This is a genomic window from Paracoccus cavernae, assembly GCF_042430175.1.
GTDB lineage: Bacteria > Pseudomonadota > Alphaproteobacteria > Rhodobacterales > Rhodobacteraceae > Paracoccus > Paracoccus cavernae.
On sequence record NZ_JBHMDZ010000045.1, the window covers coordinates 1 to 15,673 of the forward strand.

The following is a 15,673-nucleotide window of genomic DNA, read 5'->3' on the forward strand; positions in this document are numbered from 1 at the left end:
CCGCAACCAATATCCAAAAAAACAGCGCCCAAAATGGGCGCTTTTTGCGTTCATAAATGCCGAAGACGTGTGAATCCGTGAGGCGCCGGCATGGCTTCGCCGCGTATGGATATGTGGACAGCCGATCATCCCTAACCCAAGTATGCGCCTTTCGAATGATCGAGGGCCGTAGCTGGAACACCGTCGCGACAGAACCGCCTGATGTCGTTCCTCCGATCTTGCGTGGGCGGCCAGGGGTGCTCGAACGGAGTCTTCATTGTTCGCATACACCGAACAGAGCCGTGTTGGATCGCTAGCCTCCGTGTAGATCGGGAAGGGAGAGGACCAGACGGGTTGAAAGTCTTTCTCTACTCGGCCCATTGTAAGCGGTGCATATGACCCCCTCAAAGGGTCCTATCTCGGACTTCCGGCACGATGATATCCTTCCTGTAACTTGAGGCAGGAGGTCAACATGGATGTGCGCGAGGTCTGGGGCTACCAGATCGGATCATCCCCCAGCGGGAAGAGCATTTGGCCGAACGCCCTCAAACGCGAGGCCGTCAAGCGACTGCGCGATGGTGCACGGCCTGGCGATGTCGCGGCCGAGATCGGCGCACATGAATGCCTTGTACGCAAATGGTACGTCGCAGATCGTCGTGCGCGCGGAGAGGTTGTGCCCGCGCGACCTCCGGCTTTCGCCGAGGTCCTGATTGAAACATCCGCCGAACGCGCCTCTCCTGTCGACGGGGATATCAACCAATGCTCGGCGAAGCTCCATATTGGATCGCTGATCGTCGAATTCCCGATCTCGATTGCGGAGAAGGATCTGCACAAGATCATTCGCGTCGCGACAGGTGCGTCATGATCACGCCCTCCAACACCTACAAGATCTACCTGGCCACCGAACCTGTCGACTTCCGCAAAGGGATGGATGGCCTCGCCAGTTTGGTATCCAGAAATTTCGATCTGGATCCATTTTCGGGCGCCTTCTTCATCTTTCGTTCGAAAGGGAGAGAGCGGATGAAAATACTCCTGTGGGACGGTACCGGCCTGATCCTTGTCTACAAAAGGATCGAGGGCAAAGGCTTCATCTGGCCCAAGATCGCAGACGGGATATTACAATTGACCAAGGCCCAGTTCGAAGCCCTGTTCGAGGGCATCGATTGGCGGCAGGTCATCAAGCCCCGATATCGCCAGATCCGATTGGCCTGAACTGAACTCAGCCACGCAGTCGGCGGGACCGTAGCGAGGTCCACGACCAGAGCAACGCCGTGGCGATCATAGATCCCAAGCAAAAAGCGTGCTGTACGGCGCCGATGTCGCTCGCGCCGACGGCAGCAGCTTGTCTAAGAAAAGCTCAATCACATGCCTCTCATCCCTTTTGCCGAGATCAGATTCTTTGACCCGGCTGATGCCCGCGCAAATCTTGAAACCAGGTTCGAAGGTCATCTCTGTCGTCTTCGCGGCTTCTCTGACCACAGCGACGACGATTGCTACGAGATCGCAGCCAAGGTGCCTGCACAGATCGGGCATAGGCATAGTCTTGGGCGCGATGACCTGCAGAAGATCCAGCGTCGAATTTCTCGTCTCCTGGCTCGCCGCGACGCGGCGAGTGGCATGAGCCATCTCAAACGTGAAGACCGCGAGAGGCTTGAGGTTCTCAGGAGCGGTGTTCAGTTGGTGGCCGTACCAAGTGAGCATCGTGCCGATGGGATTGCAGCGCAACTTCATGCTGAAGCCCCTTGGATGGCGCCGGCGACCGAGATCGTCTGGCACGCCATGCGACGCTCCGTGCGCGAAGGCGCACACGGTTTGCGCCTACCGCCCTTACTTCTCGACGGCCCACCTGGCATTGGCAAAAGTCACTGGTCTCGTCGCTTGGGCGCATTCCTTATGCTTCCGACGACCGTTGTCGAGGCAACCAGCGAAAGTGCATCCTTCGGGCTGACCGGCTCTCAGCGCGGGTGGGGCAACGCGCAACCAGGTCGATTGATTGAGACAATCCTTCGCAATCTGGTCGCCAATCCGCTTGTAGTGATCGACGAACTGGAAAAGGCTGGAACGGTCACGTCGAGCAAGGGACACAGCTACGGCTTGGCAGATTCCTTGCTGCCGCTCTTGGAAACGCTGACCTCCCGCCGTTGGAAGTGCCCGTACTATGACATCCGGTTCGACGTCAGCTGCGTCAACTATGTGTTGACCTGCAATGACTATCGGCGACTTCCGGAACCTCTGCTGAGCCGCTGCCCACCGATCCGTCTACGCAATCTGAACAAGGACGAAATTGAAGGCTTTGTCCGGCGCGAAGGCGAAAAGCGATGCCTCTCGGACCTGGCGATCGAAACGATCCTAGAAGCAATACAACACCCATCCTGCCGAACCAGCCAACCGAGTCTGCGCCTTGCCTCGCGGATGCTGCAGCGCGCGAGCGAACTCGAGAACGCGCCACCCTTGCATTGATACGGCCTCGCCAGCGCCAGCAGAAAACCCACTTCGAGCGGCGCTGGCGCCCATCCCACGCTCAGGAGATCAACGATGATTCCTCATCACCGCAAAGAATTGAATCGTGCCATTAGCGCTATTCACGCCGCAGAGGTAGGGCCGACTGAAATCGATTTGGCAGACGCTCCGTTGCTGGCCTTTTGGCAAGTCTTGCTGGACTCTCGCGGTATGTCGATGCTGTTTGGCGAGGTGACAGATCATCCCAAACTTGGCAAAACAACGATGACGAGTTCCCGACTGATCGCCATTGACCGCGAGGCTGGCTGGGCGCGAACCATCAGTCGCTGGTATCGACTGGGGCGGCCATTCAACGACCTTGAAGCAGAGCTCATCCAGGCATGTCACAAAGCCGGACACGACGTGGTCTCCGCCCTGTTCGATTTTTCGCCTCACACGCCACTTGATGCAGACCACCTGGACCGGTTGCTCGCGGACTATGTAGCCCTTGTTCGGAAAATTTCGTTGGAATATCCGGAGGCCAAGGCTTAACGGCTCAACCGTTGATCACAGGCGCCTGAGCACTGTCTAAATCGACCCGAAGGGCGGACAGCGGTCTATGAGATCGCGGCATCGCATACGCGGCAATCGGCGATATCGGTCATTCACGACTCGTTCGGAGAGCGACACACTGCGCAGGTGTGAACAGAAAGCAGGAGCCTCAGCTGGCGTCCGCGGCCATATCCATGAATGGCTGTAGCGTCGCATGCACGCTCTCGAACTCACCAGCACGCAAAACCTGCAGCTTGTCGGTGAATTCGATAATATCGGCGTCCTCGAATTTCTGGTCATGCAGTGACACGGTTCCGAGAATCACCTGCGCGTCGTGCGGCACCGCCTTCACGACGAGGTCAATCATGGCGCCCACGTTTTTTGCGTCCTGGTCCTGCTGGTTTGGGCTGTCGATGACGATTGGCCCGAAGAACGACGTCGAGAACTCGTTCATCGTATTTATGATCGCGAGGTAGTAAGCGAGGATCGACCGCGGCAGGTCACTACCGGTCTCCGAAATTCGGGCCGGCAGCTTGGTGAATTCCTGAATACTGTAGTTGGCAACATCGAGCCGATCGAGATAGGAGAGCATGAGCCGGGCGTAGAAGGCGACGATCTCATCGCGACGCTTCTTGTCCTTCAACGCGCTCAGCTTCTCTTCGATCTCTTTGATTTCATTCACGAGAATCGAAATCTCATCCGTGAGATTGTCGAATTGTTCCCGGAAAAGATCAGACGCAATGCGTCGGCCCTTGCTCTCGATGACATCCGCCAAGGAGACATCGTCGCGCCGGGCGTTGAGCGCGGCTTGGATCTCGGCCATCGCCGCATCCGCATCTCGCACCTCCGCATCTACGGAAGCGGCCGATTTCGCAAGTTGCTGGATTTTCGTCGAAGAGTCAGAAATGAACTCGAGGCACGCCTCGCGATCCTCGATAATGCTGTATCGATTGGCAAAATCGTTCTGGTGGGACGTGCCACAGGTGGGACACAGGATCTCCTCAGGAAGATCACGAGCGAAGACGATGTCCTTTTCGATCTCCTGAAGTGCCGCGCGCACGGTGGCGATCTGATTATCGGTTATTACCCGCTGATCCAAAATTTCGGCGAGCTTTGCCGCGCGGGTCCGTCGATCTTCGCGAAGCTGTTTCAGCCGGACCAGCAACCGCTCGATTGCGACTTCGTGACCTTCAGTGCTGAGCTCCAGGCCATCGAAGGTCACCGTAAGCCTGACCTTCTCTATGGCCTTCTGAACAACGTTTCGATCCGCCTGGAACTCACGTTGCTTGATCTGGATCTGACGCTTGTTTGCCTCCAAGACGTAGAACTCGTTCGGCAGAATGCCGGTGTGGAACTCGATAACCGGCTTTTTATAGGCGTTGTATTGCGCGAGATTTGCGAAGGATTCGAGTGGCTTGGTCCAGCCGTCATCCTGGTCAATGTAGAAGGGTAAAAAAGCATAGGCGGGTGGCGGAATTTCGGGCTCCCCGGCACGACTCGATAGAACCAGCTTAAAATCCAGCAGCTCCGCCATAAAGGGCGCGAGCTCCTTTACCACACTGTTGGCTCGAATGACGAGCTTGCCGTCATCCGTGAAGAACGAAAAGCGGTTCCGCTCTCTGAGAACCCGATAGCGGACATCATCCACGGTGAATGTGAGGAGCGACTTGATGTTCGCTTCCACCCAGTTGGGATGAACCTTCGCCGCCTCGGCTCCCAGAGTCCAATAGATGCTCTTGATAACCGACGATTTACCGACGTCATTTTCGCCGATGATCACCGTCATCTTCGGATGAAATGAGATCCGGCGTGCCTTCCGTTCTTTGAGAGACAACAACTCCAAGCTTTCGAAGCGCAATTTTTTCATCGTTCTTTTTTCGCAGATTTCTGATCAAGAGTTGAAAGAGCTGATCTTCGTTACGTCTCATCGCTGCAACTCATACAAGATCGCCGCCTTGACCAGAAAATCGCTCGCGCCAGGGTGCCACTCCGCGACTAGGTTTTTCGCTTCTATAAACACGATATCTAAGAGATGCATTTTATCGTCGGCCTGATCGACACCGGCATACACTACATCATGAAGTTCCTGGGTAAACGCCACCGTTGCGGCATTCGTGCGGGAACGCACGAGCATTTCGTATTCACGCCAAGAGGCTTGGATACCGACCTTCTCCTTGAAAGGCACGGTCAGATCATCCGACGCAGTCTTCCAGTCTGGGCGATGTGAATGGTGATCTTGGGCCTGTGTCAACCACTTCATCATATTCGCTCGCGTGACGAACTTCGAAGCCTTCAACGCCTCGAAGTTCCCGAGATCTGCTAGCGCCTTGGAGCGCGTACGGCAGAAATCATTCAGAGCCAGCGCGAACGTCTTGGGCGGGATATCGGAGCCAAGTTCGGACTCGAGGAATTCGGCGATGCGTCCAATCACCGTATTTTGGTAGTTCGTCAGATTTAGATCGGAGAAAACGAAGAAGAAGAGTACGTTATGAACACCATCATCATAACCATCCACCTCTTCGGAAATCGCCTTAACGAACTTCTCGAGCTTCGCCTTCTCAGCCGAGGAAAACTTTTCCTCTCCATGGGCAACAATCACCTCCGGTAACGGCTGATTGCTGACGAATACCAATCGTTCAACGGTGGCGCCGAAACGAACACAGTTATCGAACATCTTTCCGGCGAACGAACTCTTCTTGATGCCTTTGCTGGAGGGGCGATGCGTGATTTTTGCAAAGGACCAATTACCAGTTTCTCTGGTCTTCACTTGATAAAAGATCGCGGATGACGGCTCATCCGCATCGTCAAGCGCGACGATGTCATCATGAAATTCGAAGGCGACAGCGTAATTCGATCCCTTCTCGTGCAAATCCAACAGCCTAGAAACGCCCCAAGCTGTCTGATAGTCAAACCGATCCAATGCAGTTTGGCCACCCTTCTCACGCTCGGGGACACACGTTAGAAATTCTTTGACACCCACCATCAGCTCCCGTCTGCGGCGCTACTACATCATACCAGTCGCCGCCGCATTGGAGCGCAGACTTCATGAAACATTAAGCCCACTTCCAAATTCAACCTCAAGAGGAGCCGGCGGCTATTTGATGGGCGTGGCGTTTTCGACACTCCGGCGGACGGCACGCAGTTCGAGGGCCTAGTGCCAAGGTTTCAGGCAAGCAGCTGTATCGCGTTTGCCTCAAGCACCACCAAGCCGATGTCGCAAAAGGGCTGCAACCGCATTTCGCAGCGGTGCGGTTGAATGGATGTTTCGCCGGGTTGCGCTGCGCTCAATGATGATAGAGACGGCGATGGGCCGGCCATGCAGGCTTGTCCTACTGATTGTCCCAACCTCGCAGCCCTGTCGCTTGCCATGGCGCAGGGCATCACTCGACGCCCTCTGCCTTCAATCCCTGCCGCCGCTTAGGAATCATGATATCGATCTTTTCGGATCGGGCCCCATGACACGAGTCGGCAAGTTGAACGCCGGTTCTCGTCCTCGTGGGTGGCTCTTGATTAGAACAACCCTCCCGCTCCGATAGCGCCTCTCGTGCTCGCTTACCCAATGGCGCACTGGCCCGTTTCTGGTCGGCTGGGAGTTACGTACGAACTCAAGGCGAGCTTGCCTCTCTTGCATGGCTGTCATCATGTCCGTCATTGCGCCGCAGCACCAGTCGAACGTCGGCTTTCGGGATGCGGCCACCCAGCGCGGGTCGAGCCCGACCGTCGGCTTAGGGCCGTCATTGACACTGCGATGGACACGCCTCGCCTGGTCTACTGCCAAGGCGATGATCGACGTACCGGACACGTAGCGACTTGCTTCCAGCCCTTGCTATAGGTTGAATGACCCTATGGTTGAGCCCGGGATAACGATACGACCTGCGCATCCGGCAGACATTTCCGCGATTGGTGAGATCGTCTCGGAATCGTGGCAGCACACGTTCTGCGATCTACTGCCACGAGACTTCTTGCAGTCAATCACGCCGGGCACCCAAGCATCTCGCCATAAACGAACTTTCGCACGACGTGACGTGCATTACCTTGTAGCCTGCGAGGCCAAGTCTGGGAACCTGATTGGATTCGTGTCTTGGGGACGTGGCCGTTAACCGAATTGTGCAACGCCATACGAACTCTACGCGCTGTACCTTCGGCCGGGGTTCGAGTGCCGAGGCGTTGGCCGACTTCTGTTCCAAAGGGTGATTTCCGGCGTTGCTTCTTTTGGTTGTTCTGGCCTCTACCTCACCGCGCTCGCGCTGAACGCCAACCTAGATTTTACGTCAAGCTTGGAGGGATCGAGGTCGTTGCCCCACCTATCCAACTCGGGGATGCGTTCATCTGGCGCTTCGCACGATAGTGACCGTTCGCGCGGCCCGGCATCGCTAACATCGCGGCCAGGATCTCAACTCGCCTGGACCAAGTGTCAACTTCGGAAAATACTGCTTCATAGCGAAAACTTCAGACGGCAGTCGGCCTAGGGCTGAATATACCCTAGCCCAGAACTACAGCCCGCGGTCAATTCCGACACCTTCCTCCGTACGGGATTCCCAGCGCCCAGGACCTTCAGGTCGGCCACGGCTGCAGTGATCGAAGCGAACCAGATTTCCTATGGGTTTTCTCATAGCTCAAAATAGGGGCAGTGGATCGACGGACTCGCAGCATGATCCAACTCTGAGGATTCTGCCTTCAGAATGAGAAATTTAGCGTCACCATCTGGAATCTCCTGCCCCTGAGGCCTGTCAAGCTTAACCATCCTCATATACCGGCGGCATGATAATGACCTTAGGCGGAAATTCGCCCAAATTGAAATATCGGCGTTTGTAGCCGTTTGCGAAAAATGCAAAGCCGAACACTCTCAAAATAAATCGCATATAAATTAACGCTCTGGGGTCTCGATTTTTCTAATAGAGAAATAGAGTTATGCGAAAAATCTTACTTATTCACTTTTTCGCATAAAATAATTGATCAAATAAGGACCGCCCCAAAATCGCTCAAATTATTTCCTCTTGATCTGGTGATTCGATTCGCGCAGAAAAAATGAACCCTGAATTTTTTGGCACTTCAGGGTTTCACGGCGGAGGACTGCTTCGCGATGAACTGTTTTCTCACCAGAAAGGTCGCCCTTTCTGGGCCCCGCCTTATGAAGGGAGTGCGCAGATGATCTAGAGCTTATGATCTTGGAAAGGAAAAGGGCCCTTCGGATCTGTAAATCCTCAGGGCCCGGAAATCGCTTAGACCACGATCGTCCCCTTTCATCCCACCCTGACATCATCAAGTCAAGCAAAACCGCGCTGAGCGAGCGAACGGCATTCTTGCGTTCGTGTCGCGCCTCAGTAAAAGGGATGAGATTACATGGATATTATTCAAATGGCTTGCGAGCCACTCTTGCGGCATGATGACTTAGCTGTATCATCAGCCGCGCTTGAGATCGCGGCAGCTGATTTGCGTCGCGACGCGGAGCATGAAAAGATTTGCGCGCAAAAAGACGCTGCCTACTCAGTGCTGAGCGCCAAATGTAAGGTGGCGACCGCAGAATGGAAGCGTTGCAAGGAGCAGCTTGCCACCCTAAAGCTCGTAATCTTCGCACAGAGCAGTGAGAAGACGGCGAAATCGGGAACGGAAAATATCGGGGAGACGCTATCCGGAATTGTCCCCGATAACGATGAGTCCAAGGACGGGGTGGAAAACGGGATCGAGGCTGGTTCCGTCACAACGGGGCAAGTCACTGATGCCCCCCAACGAACATCATCGGGAAAGCGAGCCGTCAGACTGCCGGACAATATTCCCCGGGCGCTCGAGGTCCACGAACCGCCATCTACCAGCTGCGATTACTGCGGCTGTCAGGCAACTGTGATTGGTGTCCAAATCGTCGAGAAAGTAGGTTTCCGGCCAGCCAGGGTCGTGGTGACTGAGCAGCGATTTCCTAAGTACAAGTGTCCGGGCTGCAAGACAGTCTTTCAGGCAAAGGTACCTGATCAGGCCTTTGATTTTACCAAGTACGGTCCCGAACTGCGAGCGGGCATCGCAACGAGTAAGTTCGCCGACTTCCTTCCCTTGTTCCGTATCGAGCAGATCTTCGAACGATCAGGCGCCAAAATCCATCGTGGGACACTGAGCCGGTTGATGACCAGCACAGTTGAAGCGCTTAAGCCAGTCTACGAGGCGCTTCTTGAGGATGTTCGCGCTTCCGGCAAGCTGCATATGGACGAAACCATAATGCCGCAATTCGTGCCAGGGAATGGAAAAGTCCGGAATTGCTATGCTTGGGCATTGTGCAGAGATGATAGACGCTGGTTGGGCAACCTACCTGCTGCCGTGGTCTTCGACTTCGCTCAATCTCGGGCGGGCGAGCACGGTGAGCGGTTCCTTGGTGATTTCCGAGAAGTACTGCAGGTCGATGGCTTCCCCGGGTATAACCGGCTGACCAGCGAGGGTCGTCCAAACGGTCCCATCAAGCTCGCTTATTGCTGGTCTCACGTCCGACGGCGTTTCCATCAGCTTTGGCTATCGACCAAATCCATGGCTGCAAAGCACCTCCTTGATCAGATCAATGCCATGTACGGGATCGAACAGCGGATAGCGGGAACGCCCGCCAGCCATCGGCTCAGTGTACGCAAACGGGAGACCGCTCCTCTCGCCGCTGAACTCAAGAGCAGCTTGGAGCAGACGGCAGCATCTATCGCAACGAAGTCCATCCTCGGCGAGGCTATCAGCTATACGCTGAATCTATGGGACGGCCTGCTTGTGTTCCTGTCGGATGGCCGCGTCGAAATGGACAATAACCCGGTAGAAAATGCCATTCGGCCGATTGCGCTTTTGCGCAAGAACGCCCTTTTCGCTGGATCTGAGGTTGGCGGAAGGAACTGGGCGATCATGGCCAGTCTGGTCGGTACCTGCAAGCTTCACGGCGTCGAACCCTACACCTACTTCACATGGGTGTTTGAGCAGTTGGCAAAGAAGTTGCCCCGGTCCGAGTATCATAGGCTGATGCCGTGGAACTGCCCGAAAGGTCGGTACAAGGCCAAGGACTAACGTCAGCCCGCGGAGCTAGCTCCAGCCGGCATCAGCTTGGCGGGAGCAAACTCAGCATTAATAAAAAGGGTGGCGGTCAGTTTGATCGCCATCCCAGACTGTGCTATGCGCTCTCGGGCAAGAGGGAGATCGACATGGGACCGAAGAAAGCACGCCGCTAAGCCGCCACAACCCTGACTTTGGTTGTTGCGGCCGTCACATGGTCAGCGCGCTTGCGTCCCTGAACGGCCGTCGGATTCATTCCTACGGAAGCTACCCATGCAAACCCAACCTTTACGGCTGTGGAATTACAGCCTGACAGTCGCGCTCGCGCTGCTGATCCCATTTAATTTGATCGCCTCGCTCGGGATGGATATCTATCTGCCCATTGTTCCCGCAATGCCGTCTATCCTCGGCACCAGCCCCTCTATCATTCAGCTGACCCTGACGCTTTACATGATCATGCTGGGCGTCGGTCAGGTGGTCTTCGGCCCGATCTCTGACGGGATCGGCCGGCGTCCCGTGCTGGCGTTCGGGGCCATCCTGTTCGTTCTGTCCAGCTTCGGTCTTGGCGCGGTTTCGACGGCCGCGCCGTTCGTTGCCCTTCGTGGCGCCCAGGCACTTGGCGCGTCTGCCATGCTTGTCGCGATCTTCGCGACCATTCGCGATGTCTATGCCGATAGACCCGAAAGCGGCACGATTTACAGCCTCATGAACGCTATGCTGTCCTTTGTTCCAGCGCTTGGTCCGATCATCGGCGCAATCGTGGCCGAAGCCTTTGGCTGGCGCTGGATCTTCTACCTGCTGGGAATCGCCGCGCTCATCCTGACCGCTGCCATTCTGCCGAAATGGAGAGAAACTCGCGTCAGAAGGGCTGAGCCAACCAACCTCACCGCGCGGGACATCCTGAGCAGCCGCGCCTTCTGGGCCTATACGTTCGCCTTTGGCACGGCGATGGGTGCGTTCTTTGTCTTCTTCTCGACCGCCCCACGCCTGCTCATTGAGCGCGCCGGATATGGTGAGTTTGGCTTCAGCGTGGCCTTTGCAACCGTTGCCGTAGTCATGATCGCGGTTTCGCGCTTCGCAGCTATCTTCGTCGATAGATGGGGAGTACGCGGTTGCGCCTGCCGCGGTTTGCTCCTGATGTTGGCTGGAGCGCTTCTGCTCTTGCTTGGACACCTGATCCTCGCCCCGTCACTGCTCTCCTTCATCATGCCGATGTGGCTCGTTGCAGTTGGGATCGTGATGATCGGCTCGGTCACAGCCAACGGTGCGCTCGCGGAATTTGGCGAGATCGCCGGGATGGCCGTCGCGCTGCATTTCTGCGTGCAAAGCTTGATCGTGGGGGTCGTGGGGACGGCTTTTGTCGTCATGCTCGGAGGCGATACCGCACTGCCCTTGATCACCTACACTACGATCATGGCGAGCGTTTCGTTTGCTTGGGTTAGAGCAGCAGGGAAGCGACACACGTCAGTGCATTGAAAAATATCAATAAACTGCCAAATTACACGTCGGAAGGTAAACTGGCGCTTGCGCCAGTTTACTCGACCTAGATCAATGCGAACAGGAATAAGGCCGGGGGTCATATGCACCGCTTACGGCCCATTCAGGACCCGCGATAACTATATCCCTTCACTCGACTCCGGTGCCGCCATTGCCGGCTTGAACTTGGCAAGCTTTGGCCGCTGATGGTCGCCCTTTCCTTTTGGAAACCACGCAAGGGAGAGAAAAAGGAAACGTTCTTATCAAGGTCGCGACCAAAGGTGCGGTAGCGCGGTCCCGCGACAAGACAGCGCGAGCCGGCGGAGGCAAGTCACTGAAAAGTCGCAAGCTTTTTCCGAAAGGATATGTGGCGCTAAGGCGCGGCGGCGCGATCAATGGCCCGCCACGCCCTTTGAATGTCACGTCTCGAGATCGCCCTGCGGGATCAGCGCGCCGGGATGGCGGACCACCCGTGCGGCGAGGTCATGGCCTGCGCGTGCAGCTGTTTCCATATCCGCGCCTTGAAGGCGGGCCGAAAGATAGCCGCCGTTGAAGGAATCGCCCGCGCCGGTTGTGTCGGTCGGGGTCACGGACGGGAAATGCGGTGCGGCATGGGTGGTCTCGTTGCGCAAGCAAAGCTTGCCGCCACCGTTCTTGACCACGATTTCGCTGGCCCCGAGCGCAAGATAGCGCGCGGCAGTCGCCTCGGGGTCGGCATCGCCGAACCATTGCGCCTCGTCGTCAAAGCTCGGCAGAACGATATCGGCCAAAGCGCCGGCCTCTGAGATCGCGGCGCGCAGGGTTTCGTGGTCGGGCCAAAGGCGCTCGCGGATATTGGGATCGAAGGCCAGCGTGCAGCCGCGCGCCTTGGCGTCGCGGAGGGCGGCGAACAGCGTCGCGCGGCCTTCGGGCGGCAGGATCGCCACAGTGATCCCCGAGAAATAGCACAATTCGGCATCGGCAATGGCCGCAGCGAGAACCGCCGCATCATCGGCCAGACCCCGCGCCGCCGATTGGCCGCGCCAATAGGTAAAGCTGCGCTCGCCCTCGCTCAGGCTGATCGCGTAAAGGCCGATATTGCGGGCGCTTTCGCGCTGGATCGTGCTGGTGTCGATACCGGCCGCGGTCAGGAAGGCCAGCATCTCTCCCGAGAAACGGTCCTCGCCGATGCGCGTCACATAAGAGACCTGCCATTCCGAGCCAAGCCGCGCGCGCAGATACCAGGCCGTGTTCAGCGTGTCGCCCGCATAGCCCATCCGCCACAAACCCTCGTCCGCTTGCGAGAGCTCGATCATACATTCCCCGATACAGGCGATTTTGCGCATGGGACGGCCTTTCAGTGGATTCCCGCCTCCTTGGCGATCGCCGGGATCATGCCGATCACCAGCATGGTTTCAAGCCGCGAAACACAGGCGTCGCGGAAAATGTCGGCGTTCAGGACAGGGGGCAGAAGCTCGGGTAGAGCCGCCAAAGCGTCAAAGATCGGGGCAGCACCTTCCTTGCCCGCAAGCGCGGCGGTGATTTCGGCTTCGCGGGGGTCGTTCAGGGCGTAGCCTTTGCCCGCCTCGTCCCGACCCAAAGCGTAGCGCATCCATGCAGCGGTCGCGAAGGCAAAGGCCGCGATGTCCTGACCTGCCGCCAGAGCCTCGCAGGCGGGCGCAAAAATGCGCTGGGGCATCTTCTGGCTGCCGTCCATTGCGATCTGGGCCGTGGCATGGGCGATCGCGGGGTTCTGAAAGCGCGCGACCAGTGCCTCGGCATAGGCGGCCGGATCGGGCGCACCTTCGGGCAGGCTTGCGGCCGCCGCGCCGAGGTGGCGGCGCACCAGCAGGGACAGCGCCGGATCGGCCATGACATCGCGCACGAAAGGTCTGCCCGAGAGGAAACCGGCATAGGCCAGCATCGAATGGCTGCCGTTCAGCATGCGCAGCTTCATCGCCTCATAAGGGCGCACATCGCTGGTCAGGGTTGCGCCCATCGCTTCCCATGCCGGGCGGCCCGAAGGGAAATGGTCCTCGATCACCCATTGCGAAAAGGGCTCGGTTTCGACGGCCGCGAGATCCTCGGCCCCGATCAGGGCTGCGGCCTCGGCAAAGGTCGCTTCGGTGCTGCGCGGGGTGATGCGGTCGACCATGCTCGAGGGCGAGGCGACTTCGGCCTCGATTCTTGCGGCCAAATCCTCGCCATGGGCAAGGCGGGCGAAGTCCATGACGGCGAGCTTCAGCAGCCTGCCGTTGTCGGGCAGGTTGTCGCAAGAGAGCATGGTGAAGGGCGGCACGCCCGCAGCAAAGCGGCGCTTCAGCCCCAGCGCGAGCAGGCCGAGAACGCCGCTTGGTGCCTCGGGGCGGGCCAGATCGGCGGCAACGGCGGGGTGATCGGGATCGCAGCCGCCCGAGCGGCGCAGCCCGTAGCCCTTTTCCGTCACCGTCATGCTGACGATGCGGCAGGCGGGATCGCCGATCGCGGCAAGAACATCTTGCGCCACCGTCTCGCCGGAGAGGACCCGGGCCAAAGCCCCGACGACCTGCGCCTTTGTCACGGTGCCCTTGATCAGCAAACTATAGCGCCCGTCCTGCGGATTGAGTGCGCGGGCGACGTCCTGACCGCGCAGGCTGGCACCGATCACGCGCCAATCGCCGCCTTCGGCTGCCATCGCGGCTTCGGTATAGGCGCAAAGATGGGCGCGCGCGAAAGCCCCGAGGCCGAGGTGGACAATGCCCACGCCGCGCGCCTCTGGGTCATAGGCGGGCCAGTCGGCCCCTTGGTTCCGCGGGGTCTGTGACGTCAGCCTCATGCGCGCGCCGCCTGCATCTGGTGGCGCACTTCGGGATGGGACAGGGCGGTCATGATCCCGCGCAGCTCGGCCAGACCCTTGAGCCGTCCGATCGAGGGATAGCCAGGCTGTGCGCGGCGGTTGAGATCGTCGAGGATATCCTGCCCGTGATCGGGACGCATCGGGATCTGCCAATCGGCGCGGCCTTCGGCACGACGACGTGCCTCCTCGTCAAGAACGGCCGCGATCATCGCTACCATATCGGTGCCGCCCTCCAGATGCCCCGCCTCGTGGAAGGAGCCGAAATTGGTCGGCGTCTCGATCGCCACATTGCGCAGATGGAGGAAATGTACGCGATCCCCCAGCCGCCGCATCATCCCCGGCAGATCATTGTCGCGCCGCGCCCCGAGCGAGCCCGAGCAAAGCGTGATTCCGTTCGCGCCCAGATCGACGGCCTCCATGACCTGACGGTAATCCGCCTCGGTAGACATGACGCGCGGCAGACCCAGAAGCGGAACCGGCGGATCGTCGGGGTGACAGCAAAGCCGCATCCCCAACTCTTGTGCCAGCGGCGTGACCTCCGACAGGAAGTCGATGAGATGGCGACGCAATTGCTCGGCGGGAATCGCGTCATATTCGGCGATATGGCGGCGCACATCATCCAGCGTAAAGCTTTCCGCCGCACCGGGCAGACCGAACACGACATTGCCCGCAAGCTGCCCGCGCCGCGCGGCATCCATGCCTGCAAAGCGCGCGGCGGCTTCGGCCACCGTCGCGGCGTCAAAGCTCTCCGCCGCGCCGCGACGTGCGAGGATATGGATGTCGAAGGCCGCGAAATCGACGAGATCAAAGCGCATGCAGGTCGCGCCGGTCGGAACGCGGTAGGCCAGATCGGTTCGCGTCCAATCCAGAACCGGCATGAAGTTGTAGCAAACAACCTCGATCCCCGATTGTTTGAGGTGGCGCAGGCTTTGCTTCCAGTTCGCGATATGCGCCTTCCAATCGCCCTTCTGCTTCTTGATGTCCTCGGAAACCGGCAGGCTTTCGACCACTTCCCAAGCCAGCCCGGACGGCGCACCATCCTTCATCCGGCCGATTTCGTCCTGCCGCTTGCGGATCTCTTCGACCGGCCAGACCGCGCCTGTCGGCATGTGATGAAGCGCCGAAACAACCCCCTCGACCCCTGCCTGAAGCATGTCGTCAACGGATGTCAGATCCTTGGGCCCGAACCAGCGCCACGTCTGCCGCATTTGCTCTCTCCTCCTCGATGCCGGAGCATTCTGCGAAAATGCCGACTAGTATGCAAGTTGCCATTGTGCCGCTCTGCCCGATTTCTTCATCACCCAAATACCCGTGCACCGGTGCCGCCAGCGCGATCCGGCATCGGCGATGCGGCGGGGGGCGATTTCCCTTGCCAGCTTGGCGGTGATGACCAAGTCTGGCGGG

Annotated in this window: 12 protein-coding genes; 6 read left to right on the forward strand and 6 right to left on the reverse strand. The window is 58.2% G+C overall.

Going from position 1 to position 15,673, the window contains the following annotated elements; translation table 11 throughout:
* The first annotated feature begins 451 nt into the window (after positions 1-451).
* Both ACFFUC_RS14600 and tnpB read left to right on the forward strand, forming a co-directional pair.
* Complete coding sequence (locus ACFFUC_RS14600) at positions 452-844, forward strand: hypothetical protein (RefSeq protein ID WP_377687462.1); 393 nt, start codon at positions 452-454, stop codon at positions 842-844.
* Positions 841-1,191, forward strand: coding sequence for an IS66 family insertion sequence element accessory protein TnpB (gene tnpB / locus ACFFUC_RS14605; protein ID WP_377687464.1), 351 nt, complete (start codon positions 841-843; stop codon positions 1,189-1,191). The genes ACFFUC_RS14600 and tnpB overlap by 4 nt, the downstream gene beginning before the upstream one ends.
* 66 nt (positions 1,192-1,257) lie before the next feature.
* Here tnpB and ACFFUC_RS14610 read toward each other — a convergent pair whose 3' ends face one another.
* Positions 1,258-1,710 carry a hypothetical protein gene (locus tag ACFFUC_RS14610; RefSeq protein ID WP_377687466.1) on the reverse strand — a complete coding sequence of 151 codons (453 nt, stop codon included), beginning with the start codon at positions 1,708-1,710 and terminating at the stop codon, positions 1,258-1,260.
* A gap of 48 nt (positions 1,711-1,758) precedes the next feature.
* Between ACFFUC_RS14610 and ACFFUC_RS14615 the strand changes: the two genes are divergently transcribed.
* Both ACFFUC_RS14615 and ACFFUC_RS14620 read left to right on the forward strand, forming a co-directional pair.
* On the forward strand, positions 1,759-2,439 hold the full coding sequence (locus ACFFUC_RS14615; RefSeq protein WP_377687684.1) for an AAA family ATPase: 681 nt from the start codon (positions 1,759-1,761) through the stop codon (positions 2,437-2,439).
* A gap of 75 nt (positions 2,440-2,514) precedes the next feature.
* Complete coding sequence (locus ACFFUC_RS14620; RefSeq protein ID WP_377687468.1) at positions 2,515-2,970, forward strand: DUF6634 family protein; 456 nt, start codon at positions 2,515-2,517, stop codon at positions 2,968-2,970.
* Positions 2,971-3,139: 169 nt separating this feature from the next.
* On the opposite strand, the gene ACFFUC_RS14625 is transcribed toward ACFFUC_RS14620, so the two are convergent.
* Entirely contained in the window at positions 3,140-4,837 is a 1,698-nt protein-coding gene (locus ACFFUC_RS14625; RefSeq protein ID WP_377687469.1) for a hypothetical protein, read from the reverse strand.
* A gap of 57 nt (positions 4,838-4,894) precedes the next feature.
* Positions 4,895-5,950 (reverse strand): dsDNA nuclease domain-containing protein, encoded by a 1,056-nt coding sequence (locus tag ACFFUC_RS14630; RefSeq protein ID WP_377687471.1) that lies wholly within the window; start codon positions 5,948-5,950, stop codon positions 4,895-4,897.
* A 2,363-nt stretch (positions 5,951-8,313) separates the two neighbouring features.
* Here ACFFUC_RS14630 and tnpC point away from each other — a divergent pair.
* Together tnpC and cml are read left to right on the forward strand one after the other, a co-directional pair.
* On the forward strand, positions 8,314-9,993 hold the full coding sequence (tnpC, locus tag ACFFUC_RS14635) for an IS66 family transposase (protein WP_377687473.1): 1,680 nt from the start codon (positions 8,314-8,316) through the stop codon (positions 9,991-9,993).
* 258 nt (positions 9,994-10,251) lie between these two features.
* On the forward strand, positions 10,252-11,454 hold the full coding sequence (gene cml / locus ACFFUC_RS14640; RefSeq protein ID WP_377687474.1) for a CmlA/FloR family chloramphenicol efflux MFS transporter: 1,203 nt from the start codon (positions 10,252-10,254) through the stop codon (positions 11,452-11,454).
* A 419-nt stretch (positions 11,455-11,873) separates the two neighbouring features.
* Here cml and ACFFUC_RS14645 read toward each other — a convergent pair whose 3' ends face one another.
* From ACFFUC_RS14645 to uxuA, 3 genes are read right to left on the reverse strand one after another with little or no spacing between them, the layout of a single operon-like run.
* On the reverse strand, positions 11,874-12,779 hold the full coding sequence (locus ACFFUC_RS14645; protein ID WP_377687476.1) for a sugar kinase: 906 nt from the start codon (positions 12,777-12,779) through the stop codon (positions 11,874-11,876).
* Positions 12,780-12,790: 11 nt separating this feature from the next.
* Positions 12,791-14,248: a mannitol dehydrogenase family protein gene (locus tag ACFFUC_RS14650; protein WP_377687478.1), complete on the reverse strand. Its 1,458-nt coding sequence runs from the start codon at positions 14,246-14,248 to the stop codon at positions 12,791-12,793.
* Entirely contained in the window at positions 14,245-15,477 is a 1,233-nt protein-coding gene (uxuA, locus tag ACFFUC_RS14655) for a mannonate dehydratase (protein ID WP_377687480.1), read from the reverse strand. Before uxuA ends, ACFFUC_RS14650 begins: the two co-directional genes overlap by 4 nt.
* Between the last annotated feature and the right edge of the window lie 196 nt (positions 15,478-15,673).

Bases quoted from the DNA above. Each gene is read 5' to 3' on its own strand.
- ACFFUC_RS14600 (WP_377687462.1), top strand. From the start codon at position 452: ATGGATGTGCGCGAGGTCTGGGGCTACCAGATCGGATCATCCCCCAGC.
- tnpB (WP_377687464.1), top strand. From the start codon at position 841: ATGATCACGCCCTCCAACACCTACAAGATCTACCTGGCCACCGAACCT.
- ACFFUC_RS14610 (WP_377687466.1), bottom strand. From the start codon at position 1,710: ATGAAGTTGCGCTGCAATCCCATCGGCACGATGCTCACTTGGTACGGC.
- ACFFUC_RS14615 (WP_377687684.1), top strand. From the start codon at position 1,759: ATGCGACGCTCCGTGCGCGAAGGCGCACACGGTTTGCGCCTACCGCCC.
- ACFFUC_RS14620 (WP_377687468.1), top strand. From the start codon at position 2,515: ATGATTCCTCATCACCGCAAAGAATTGAATCGTGCCATTAGCGCTATT.
- ACFFUC_RS14625 (WP_377687469.1), bottom strand. From the start codon at position 4,837: ATGAAAAAATTGCGCTTCGAAAGCTTGGAGTTGTTGTCTCTCAAAGAA.
- tnpC (WP_377687473.1), top strand. From the start codon at position 8,314: ATGGATATTATTCAAATGGCTTGCGAGCCACTCTTGCGGCATGATGAC.
- cml (WP_377687474.1), top strand. From the start codon at position 10,252: ATGCAAACCCAACCTTTACGGCTGTGGAATTACAGCCTGACAGTCGCG.
- ACFFUC_RS14645 (WP_377687476.1), bottom strand. From the start codon at position 12,779: ATGCGCAAAATCGCCTGTATCGGGGAATGTATGATCGAGCTCTCGCAA.
- ACFFUC_RS14650 (WP_377687478.1), bottom strand. From the start codon at position 14,248: ATGAGGCTGACGTCACAGACCCCGCGGAACCAAGGGGCCGACTGGCCC.
- uxuA (WP_377687480.1), bottom strand. From the start codon at position 15,477: ATGCGGCAGACGTGGCGCTGGTTCGGGCCCAAGGATCTGACATCCGTT.